Origin of the sequence: Streptomyces sp. NRRL S-37 (assembly GCF_000721605.1) — a bacterium.
Lineage (GTDB): Bacteria > Actinomycetota > Actinomycetes > Streptomycetales > Streptomycetaceae > Streptomyces.
The window spans coordinates 1-1,717 of record NZ_JOIZ01000074.1; the positions used below are offsets into that span (position 1 = coordinate 1).

At 70.4% G+C, this 1,717-nt stretch carries 2 protein-coding genes; both read left to right on the top strand.

What is annotated here, in order from left to right; genetic code table 11:
- Positions 1-602, top strand: a 602-nt coding sequence (locus IH50_RS43260; protein ID WP_030872935.1) for a phosphopantetheine-binding protein, incomplete at its 5' end; no start/stop codon positions are given.
- On the top strand, positions 599-1,717 hold a 1,119-nt coding region (locus IH50_RS38330), incomplete at its 3' end, for a condensation domain-containing protein (protein WP_030872938.1). The genes IH50_RS43260 and IH50_RS38330, both read left to right, overlap by 4 nt.

Sequence of the window (1,717 nt, forward strand, 5' to 3'; positions counted from 1 at the left end):
ACATGGTCCCGGCCGCGGTCGTGGTGCTGGACGAGCTGCCGTTGACGGTGAACGGCAAACTCGACCGCAAGGCCCTGCCCGCACCCGAGTACACCACCAGTTCCGGCCGTAGGCCGTCGACGGTCCGCGAGGAGATCCTCTGTGCCGCGTTCGCCGAGGTCCTCGGCGTGGACAGCGTCGGCGTCGACGACAGCTTCTTCGCGCTGGGCGGCCACTCGCTGCTTGTGGTCCGGCTGGTGGAGTTGCTCCGTCGTCAAGGGGTCTCGGTGCCGGTGCGGGCGCTGTTCGACTCGCCGACGGTGGCACAGCTGGCTGCTGCCGCGTCCGGGGCGAAGAGTGTCGTCGTACCGCCCAATGCCATTCCTGAGGGTGCGCGGGCGATCACGCCGGAGATGCTGCCGCTGGTGGACCTGACCGCCGAGGAGGTCGAGCGGGTCGTCGCCACCGTCGAGGGCGGCGCGGCGAACGTGAGCGCTTCAGAAGGTCATGGACCGGCACGACATCCTGCGCACGGCCATCGTGTGGGAGGGCCTGCGCGAGCCGGCACGCGGCGGCTGTCGCGGACGGCCGCCGGCTGCTGCTGGTCCGCGTGCATCACATGATCCAGGACCACACGGGCCTGGAACTCCTGCTGAGCGAGGTCGAGACGCTCCTCTCCGGCCGGGAGGAGGAGCTGCCTTCTCCGCTGCCGTTCCGCAACTTCGTGGCGCAGGCGCGTGACGGGGTGGAGCGGGCCGCGCACGAGCGGTACTTCGCCGAGCTGCTGGGCGACGTCGACGAGCCCACCGCGCCGTACGGCCTGGTGGACGCCCACGGAGACGGCATGGACTCGGCGGAGGCACGGCGGGACGTCCCGTCGGTTCTCGGGGGCCGACTGCGCGAGGCGGCGCAGCGGCTGGGTGTGAGCCCGGCCACGGTGATGCATGTGGCGTGGGCGCGGGTGCTGGGTGCGCTCAGCGGCCGGGACGACGTGGTCTTCGGCACGGTCCTGTTCGGGCGCATGAACGCCGGCGCTGGTGCGGACCGGGTGCCCGGTCCCTTCATGAACACCCTGCCGGTGCGGATGAGGGTGGAGGAGACCACCGCCCTGTCGGCGGTCGCGGCGATGCGTGACCAGCTGGCGGGTCTGCTGGAGCACGAGCACGCGCCACTTGTTCTGGCGCAGCGTGCCAGTGGTGTGCAGGGCGACGCGCCCCTGTTCACCTCGATGTTCAACTACCGCCACAACGTCGGCCTCAGCCGGGATGTCGCCGGGGTCGGCGAGGGCATGGGGGTGCTGTTCTCCCGTGAGCGCACCAACTACCCCCTGACCATGTCTGTCGACGACGACGGCGAAAGCCTGCGCCTCACGGTGGACGCTGTTGCTCCGATCGACGCGCAAGCTGTGCTGGCGATGGTGGGCACGGCTGTCGAGGGTCTGGTGTCCGCGCTTGAGGAAGCGCTGGAGGGTGGCGCGGACCGGTCGCTCAGCGCGGTGGATGTGCTGGGTGAGGCTGAGCGGCGCCGGCTGTTGGTGGAGTGGAACGACACGGCGGTTGAGATGCCGCAGGTCACTGTGCCGGAGTTGTTCGAGGCGCAGGTGGCGCGGACGCCGGATGCGGTTGCTGTGGTGTTCGAGGGTGTCGAGGTGTCGTATGCGGAGTTGGATGCGCGTGCGAATCGTCTGGCGCGGTTGCTGGTGGCCCGGGGTGTGGGTCTGGAGTCCGTGGTGGGGGTG